Origin of the sequence: Streptomyces sp. NPDC005533 (assembly GCF_042871845.1) — a bacterium.
GTDB lineage: Bacteria > Actinomycetota > Actinomycetes > Streptomycetales > Streptomycetaceae > Streptomyces.
On sequence record NZ_JBIAJH010000003.1, the window covers coordinates 300,868 to 308,434 of the forward strand.

Annotated in this window: 7 protein-coding genes; 5 read left to right on the forward strand and 2 right to left on the reverse strand. The window is 72.6% G+C overall.

Annotated features, from left to right (window positions below; genetic code table 11):
- Nucleotides 1-24: 24 nt before the first annotated feature.
- Nucleotides 25-2,148, reverse strand: a complete 2,124-nt coding sequence (locus tag ACFYP3_RS05050) for a serine/threonine-protein kinase (RefSeq protein ID WP_388826848.1) — start codon at nt 2,146-2,148, stop codon at nt 25-27.
- Between the two features lie 106 nt (nt 2,149-2,254).
- Here ACFYP3_RS05050 and ACFYP3_RS05055 point away from each other — a divergent pair, with 106 nt between their 5' ends.
- The 5 genes from ACFYP3_RS05055 (at nt 2,255) to proC (ending at nt 5,722) form a co-directional block, all read left to right on the forward strand.
- On the forward strand, nt 2,255-2,557 hold the full coding sequence (locus tag ACFYP3_RS05055; RefSeq protein ID WP_388826851.1) for a peptidase: 303 nt from the start codon (nt 2,255-2,257) through the stop codon (nt 2,555-2,557).
- 98 nt (nt 2,558-2,655) lie between these two features.
- Complete coding sequence (locus ACFYP3_RS05060) at nt 2,656-3,186, forward strand: hypothetical protein (RefSeq protein ID WP_388826854.1); 531 nt, start codon at nt 2,656-2,658, stop codon at nt 3,184-3,186.
- A 91-nt stretch (nt 3,187-3,277) separates the two neighbouring features.
- The gene (locus ACFYP3_RS05065; RefSeq protein WP_388826857.1) at nt 3,278-4,075 is read left to right on the forward strand and encodes an ABC transporter ATP-binding protein; all 798 of its coding nucleotides are present in this window, start codon (nt 3,278-3,280) and stop codon (nt 4,073-4,075) included.
- Nucleotides 4,072-4,809, forward strand: coding sequence for an ABC transporter permease (locus tag ACFYP3_RS05070; protein WP_388826860.1), 738 nt, complete (start codon nt 4,072-4,074; stop codon nt 4,807-4,809). The genes ACFYP3_RS05065 and ACFYP3_RS05070 overlap by 4 nt, the downstream gene beginning before the upstream one ends.
- Before the next feature lie 103 nt (nt 4,810-4,912).
- Complete coding sequence (gene proC, locus ACFYP3_RS05075) at nt 4,913-5,722, forward strand: pyrroline-5-carboxylate reductase (RefSeq protein ID WP_388826862.1); 810 nt, start codon at nt 4,913-4,915, stop codon at nt 5,720-5,722.
- Between the two features lie 46 nt (nt 5,723-5,768).
- On the opposite strand, the gene trpS is transcribed toward proC, so the two are convergent.
- The gene (gene trpS, locus ACFYP3_RS05080) at nt 5,769-6,767 is read right to left on the reverse strand and encodes a tryptophan--tRNA ligase (RefSeq protein WP_388826864.1); all 999 of its coding nucleotides are present in this window, start codon (nt 6,765-6,767) and stop codon (nt 5,769-5,771) included.
- Nucleotides 6,768-7,567: the final 800 nt, after the last annotated feature.

The following is a 7,567-nucleotide window of genomic DNA, read 5'->3' on the forward strand; positions in this document are numbered from 1 at the left end:
CTCCGGTGCGGGGGCGCCGCCGTCTCACCACCCGCCCGGATCACCCGCCGCCACCGCGAACACCGACCCGTCGGGCGCGCCGGCGAACACCCGGCCGTCCCCGACGACGGGCGCCGGCAGGGTGGACGCGTACGTGTTGCCGCCGCCGGCCATGCGCGCCTTGGTCTGCCCCGCCGGCCGGCCGCTCCCCGCGTCGACCGCGAGCAGCCGTCCGTCCGGCGCCGTCAGATAGACCCGGCCGTCGGCGACCACCGGCCGGGAGGCCACGGCCACGCCCGTCTCCAGCCGCCACTGCTCCTTCGCCGTGCCGACCGCGAGCAGGGTGCCCGAGGTCCCGAACAGGTACACGGCGCCGTCCCGGCCCACCGTCGCCTCCGCGTCGTACACCGGGGCCGTCAGCCGCACGTGCTGCGCCGCGTGCGACGCCAGGTCCGCGCGCACGACCGCGGTGGTCCGGGAGGAGGCGTCCAGCTCCAGCAGGTACAGGCCGCCCTGCGCCACGCCGACCGGGCGCAGCCGCCCCGCCGTCCGGAACTGCCAGCGCACCGTCCCGTTCGCCGGATCCACCGCGGCGAGCTGCGTCGACCCGCCGTCGGTCCCGGGCGTGGCCACGTACAGGCCGGGCGCTCCGGACTCGTCCGTGCCGCCCCACCACTCGGAACCGACCCCTCCGATCTGCTGGGTCCAGCGGGGCGAGCCGCCGGCCGCGTCCAGCGCGGTGACGCTGCCGGCCGTCCCCACCAGCAGGACCTGCCCGCCCGCGGTCACCACCCGGGAGCCCCCCGGCAGCTTCCGCCTCCAGGTCTCCGTTCCCGTGCCCGGGTCCAAGGCCTGGAGCGTCTCGCTGCCCGGCGCCACGACGAGCACCCGACCGCCCGCGTGGACCGGCGCACCGAGGGCCGTCGTCCGGGGCGCCTGCGCCGTCGCCTCCACCGCCCACACGGTGCTGCCGTCCGCGGGGTCCAGCCGGGCCGCGGCGAGGCCCGGCGCGGCGCAGTAGAGCGCCGCCGACTGCCAGGAGCAGGCCGCGATCCTGCTGCCCGTACCGGACTTCCCCAAGGGGACCGCCCAGGGGGCGAAGGTCTTCTCCGGCGCCGGCTCCGCCTGGGCGGCGATCCGGCCGGGCGCTGCGGCGTCCGGCGCGAACTGCCAGTACCCGCCCCCCGCGGCCGCGCAGGCGAGCAGCAGCCCGACCCCGATCCCGACGGTCGCACGGCCCCGGCCGCCGGCCGTCCGGGGCCCGGTGGCGCCCCGCACCCGCTGGTGCGTGACCTGCTCCGACTCGGCAGGCTGCCGCGGCCGGGGGATGAAGGCCTGGGTGTCCTCCGCCGTCGGGTACGCGATCGCCCGCATCTCGGCGATCAGCTCCTCGGCGGTGGGCCGCTCCGCCGGCTCCTTCGCCAGGCACCGGGCGACGAGCGGTACGAGCCGCGGCGGCAGCCCGGTCAGATCGGGCTCGCTGTGCACCACCTGGTACGCCACCAGGTAGTGGCTGTCCGAGTCGAACGGCCCGCGCCCCGTCGCCGCGTGCACGAGCACCGCCCCCAGGGCGAAGACGTCCGCGGCCGTCCCCACGTCCCGCGGCCGCTGGAACTGCTCGGGGGCCATGTACGGCGGCGTGCCGATCAGCTTGCCCGTCTCGGTCCGCAGGTCGCTGTCCGCCGGCCGGGAGATCCCGAAGTCGATGACCCGCACCCCGTCCGGGGCCATCAGCACGTTGCTGGGCTTCAGGTCCCGGTGCACCACTCCCGCCCGGTGGATGTCCCGCAGCGCCTCGGCCAGACCGGCGGCGAGCCGGGTCAGTGCGACGGGGTCCAGGACCCCTTCCCGTACCCGCTCGGCGAGCGTCGGCGCGTCGATGAACAGGGTGGCCATCCAGGGCCGCTCGGCATCGGGATCGGCGTCCACGACGGGCGCGGTGAACGCCCCGCTCACCCGCCGCGCCGCGGCGACCTCCTGCCGGAAGCGGGCCCGGAACTCCGGATCCACCGCGTGCTCGGGGTGCACGATCTTGACGGCGAGTTTCAGCCCCGAGTCGGACGTGGCCAGATGGACGACGCCCATCCCTCCGGAACCGAGCACCGATTCGAGCCGGTACTGCCCGGCGTACTCCGGAAAGCCCACGTAGTCCGCGCGCAGCGAATGCACCGCTCACCACCCCCGCCGGAGCCTAGTCGATGACCCCAGCGCATCTCCAAGGTCCTGCTACCCTGCGCGAGTTGCGCACGGCAACGCCCATGGGGGGAGATTTCGCATGACGGTCGAGAACGATTCGAGCCAGATCCAGAGCCTGACCGCCGGGTCCGGCTACCCGATGTTCCCGGTCGCGCCCGGCTACCGGCTGAACGTCCGCAGCGGCCCCGGCACCAACTACTCGGTCATCGAGGTCCTGCCGCTCGGCGCGACCGTCTCGCTCCGCTGCCAGTGCGAGGGCACCACCGTCTCGGGCCCGTACGGCACGACGGACATCTGGGACTGCATCGGCAACGGCCGGTTCGTCTCCGACGCGTACGTGAAGACGGGCAGCGACGGCTACGTCACCAACCAGTGCGGCTAGCCGCTCGCCCTTCGACCTGGGCCGTCTGCCTGGCGCAGACCCCGTCTGACACGTGAGACACACCCGGCCCGGCCGGCCCGGCGGGAGATAATCGCCGCGTGAGCGACGACCAGCGAGACCAGACCCCGACCGAGCCGGCCGCGCAGGCGCCGGGCCCCACCGGCCCCGAGCCCGAGCCGATCCCGTTCTTCGGCACCACCTGGGTGGACCACGACGGCGGCTACGCCCTGCGCCGCGCCGGCGTCGCGATCGGCTCGCTGGTCACCGCCGTCGCCGCCGCCGTGCTGCTGCGCCTGTCCTACGAGGGCCTGGAGATCGGCAACGTCGGCCCCTTCCTCAGCATCTCGGTCGTCGTCCTCTTCGCGATCGCCAGCTCCATCGCCTTCGTCAAGACCTGGGACTCCTTCAGCCGCCGCCCCGCCCCGTCCTCCGACGAGGCCGCCCTCAAGGGCCTCAAGGCGATCGGTTTCATCGGCTCCCTCATCGCGTACTTCCTGCGCTGCCTCGCCGAGGCCCCGGGCGAGAAGCTCCGCCGCGCCGAGTACGAGCGCGCCCTGGCCGACTTCGCCCGCCGCCGCAGCTCCCGCACGGGGAACCCGGCCGCCCGCCGCCCCAAGCGCAAGAAGTAGCCCCCACCCCCCACCCGACAGGGAACCCGGACCCACCCTCGCTCCGCCCGGCCGATTGACGGCGGGCACAGCCAGGAGCATTATTCATCACATGATGAATAACCCGCCCGAGGGAGCCCCGGCAGCCGTGCACGCCCACGGCCTGACCGTCCGCCGCGGAACCGGCCGCACCCCCCGCACCGTCATCGACTCCATCGCCTTCGACGTCCCCCGCGGCCGCATCACCGGCCTCCTCGGCCCCTCCGGCTGCGGAAAATCCACCCTCATGCGCTCCATCGTCGGCACCCAGGCCCACGTCACCGGCACCCTCGACGTCCTCGGCCGCCCCGCCGGCCACCCCGAGCTCCGCTCCCGCATCGGCTACGTCACCCAGGCGCCCAGCGTCTACGACGACCTCACCGTCCGGCAGAACCTCGACTACTTCGCCGCCGTCCTCGACCCCGGCCGCGCCGCCGCCGACCGCCGCGCCGAAGCCGTCCGCCAGGCCGTCGCCGACGTCGACCTCACCACCCACGCCGACGCCCTCGCCGGCAACCTCTCCGGCGGCCAGCGCAGCCGCGTCTCCCTCGCCGTCGCCCTGCTCGGCACCCCCGAGCTCCTCGTCCTCGACGAACCCACCGTCGGCCTCGACCCCGTCCTGCGCCGCGACCTGTGGAACCTCTTCCACGACATCGCCGCCACCCGCGGCGCGACGCTCCTCGTCTCCTCCCACGTGATGGACGAGGCCGAGCGCTGCCACGACCTCCTCCTCATGCGCGGAGGCCGCATCCTCGCCCAGGACACCCCCGACGCCCTGCGCACCCGGACGCACTCCGCCACCGTCGAAGAAGGCTTCCTGCGCCTCGTCGACGAAGCCAACGCCCTCGCCGCCCAGGAGACGACGCCGTGAACACCGCCCGCACCACCGCCACCGCCGCCCGCGTCCTGCGCCAGCTCCGCCACGACCCGCGCTCCATCGCGCTGATGCTGCTGGTCCCCGTACTGATGCTCACGCTGCTGCGCTTCGTCTTCGACGGCAGCCCCCGCACCTTCGACAGCATCGGCGCGTCCCTCCTCGGGATCTTCCCCCTCATCACCATGTTCCTGGTGACCTCGATCGCCACCCTGCGCGAGCGCACCTCCGGCACCCTGGAACGCCTCCTCGCCATGCCGCTCGGCAAAGGCGACCTCATCGCCGGCTACGCCCTCGCCTTCGGCGCCGTCGCCGTCCTCCAGTCCCTCCTCGCCACCGGCCTCGCCCTCTGGCTCCTCGGCCTCGACGTCGTCGGCTCCCCCTGGCTGCTGCTGCTCGTCGCCCTCCTCGACGCCCTCCTCGGCACCGCCCTCGGCCTCTTCGTCTCCGCCTTCGCCGCGTCCGAGTTCCAGGCCGTCCAGTTCATGCCGGCGGTGATCTTCCCGCAGCTGCTCCTCTGCGGCCTGTTCGCGGCCCGCGACACCATGCACCCGGTCCTCGAAGGCCTCTCCGACGTCCTGCCCATGTCGTACGCCGTCGACGGCATGACCCAGGTCCTCACCCACACCGACATGACCGCCGACTTCGTCCGCGACGCCGTGATCGTCGCCGCCTGCGCCCTGCTCGTACTCGCCCTCGGCGCGGCCACCCTCCGCCGCCGCACCCCCTGACCGCACTCCGGACAGCGCCGCCCCCTCGTCCGCCCGGGTGCAAGGATGAAGACGTAGAGCCAGCTCACGCGCAACGACATCCCCCAGGCGAGGTGGATCGGGCATGACCCAGACAGTCGCAGTCCTCGGTACCGGCAAGATCGGCGAGGCCCTGCTCAGCGGAATGATCCGGGGCGGCCGGCCCGCCTCGAAGCTCCTCGTCACGGCCCGCCGCGCCGACCGTGCCGAGGAGCTCCGCAGCCGCTACGGCGTCGAGGCCGTCTCCAACGCCGAAGCCGCCAAGCGCGCCGACACCCTCATCCTCACGGTCAAGCCCCAGGACATGGCCAAGCTCCTCGACGAGCTCGCCCCGCACGTCCCCGCCGACCGCCTCGTCATCAGCGGCGCAGCCGGCATCCCCACCTCCTTCTTCGAGGAGCGGCTCAGCCCCGGCACGCCCGTCGTCCGCGTCATGACGAACACCCCCGCCCTCGTCGACGAGGCCATGTCCGTCATCTCCGCCGGCAGCCACGCCACGGCCGAGCACCTCGCCCACACCGAGGAGATCTTCGGCGGCGTCGGCAAGACCCTGCGCGTTCCCGAGTCCCAGCAGGACGCGGCCACCGCCCTCTCCGGCTCCGGCCCCGCGTACTTCTACTTCCTCGTCGAGGCCATGACCGACGCCGGCATCCTCCTCGGCCTGCCCCGCGCCCAGGCCCACGACCTGATCGTCCAGGCCGCCATCGGCGCCGCCGTGATGCTCCGCGACAGCGGCGAGCACCCGGTCAAGCTCCGCGAGGCCGTCACCTCCCCGGCCGGTACGACGATCAACGCCATCGTCGAGCTGGAGCGGCACGGCGTCCGCGCCGCCCTCATCGCCGCCCTCGAAGCGGCCCGCGACCGCAGCCGCGAGCTCGCCTCCGGCAACAGCTGAGACACCCGGACCGGTGGGGCCCCGCGGCACGCGGGACCCCCACCCGTCACGGCTCCAGCAACCCGATGGCCCGGTACGCACGGTCCACCACGGGCCGCGCCAGCTCCCGGGCCCGCCCGGCGCCGTGCCGCAGCACCTTCTCCACCTCCGCCGGATCGCCGGCCAGCTCCGCGTGCCGCTCCTGCACCGGCCGCAGCAGCTCGACCACGGCGTCGGCGACGTCCCGCTTGAGCGCCCCGTACCCGCTGTACCCCTCGGCGAGCACCGCCGGATCACCGCCGGTACAGGCCGCCAGGACGTCCAGCAGGTTCGCGACGCCGGGCCGCGCCTCCCGGTCGTAGACGACGCCGCCGTCCCCGCTGTCGGTGACCGCCCGCATCACCTTCTTGCGGACGACCCCGGGCTCGTCGAGCAGATAGACGATCCCCGCCCCGTTCTCATGGGACTTCCCCATCTTCGAGGTCGGCTCCTGCAGGTCCATGACCCGCGCGGCCACCGCCGGGAGCGTCGCCTTCGGCACGGTGAAGGTGTGCCCGTACCGCTGGTTGAAGCGCACCGCCAGATCGCGGGTCAGCTCCACGTGCTGCCGCTGGTCCTCCCCGACCGGCACCTCCTGGGTCTCGTACGCCAGGATGTCGGCGGCCATCAGCACGGGATAGGTGAGCAGTGACAGCCGGACGCCCTCCCCGGAGGCCCGCGCCTTCGCCGCCTTCTCCTTGTACTGGATCATCCGGCGCAGCTCCCCGTCGGTGGCGGTGCACTCCAGGAGGTACGCCAGTCGCGTGTGCTCGTCGACGTGGCTCTGCACGAAGAGCGTGCACCGCTGTGGATCCAGCCCGGCGGCGAGCAGCAGGGTCGCCGCCTGCCGGCTCAGCCTCCGTACGCGCGCCGGTTCGTGTTCGACGGTCAGCGCGTGGAGGTCGACGACGCAGAACAGCGCGTCGTCCGGCTCCTGCTCGGTGGCGACCCACTGCCGTACGGCCCCCAGGTAGTTCCCCAGCGTCAGATGACCCGTCGGCTTGACCCCGCTGAAGATCCTCGTCATGTCCTGCTCTCCCTGTGTGTGGTGTGCGTGGTCTCGGGGCCACCGCGTCGGGCGACCGAGCCACTCCCGGGAGGGGAGAAACAAGAACGGCCGCCGTAGCGGCGGCCGTGAGCGCATGCGTGCTCGTGTGGAAGGTCGGCCGCCGTCAGGCGGCCCACCAGCGGAGGTTGAGCGTGAGCGCATGCGTAGTCATGGGGCCAGGGTAGAGGGCCGGGGGCGGGGACGGGATGAGTTTCGGCAACCCCTGCGCGGCGGTCAGCCGGGGGTTGACACAGGTGTGCCCCATCCGTAAGGTTCTTCGAGTTGTCCGAAGTGAGCGCCGACCTCGGTCGGTCCCCGGACAGCCATCCCGCACTACACATTCGAACGAACGACGCACTCCGTCGTCTTGTTTTCATGCGTATTTGCGAATGAGGAATCCGCGTCCGAGGACGCCGCCGCCGATTAGGTTCGGGGGCAGGGAATCCGCTACTGTCTCACTCGCCGAAGGGGCCAAACAGCCCCGAGGCAAAGCCCGCTGACCGGGAGTCAGGCCCGAAAGGATCTGATAGAGTCGGAATCGCCGGAAAGGGAAAGCGCGAAAGCGCCGGAACCGGAAAGCACCGAGGAAGTCGGACACGAAAGAGTCTGATAGAGTCGGAAACGCAAGAACACAGCAACACAACAGAACGAAAGCCCGGAGGAAAGCCCGAGAGGGTGAGTACGAAGGAAGCGTCCGTTCCTTGAGAACTCAACAGCGTGCCAAAAATCAACGCCAGAAGTTGATACCCCGTCCACTTCGGTGGATGAGGTTCCTTTGA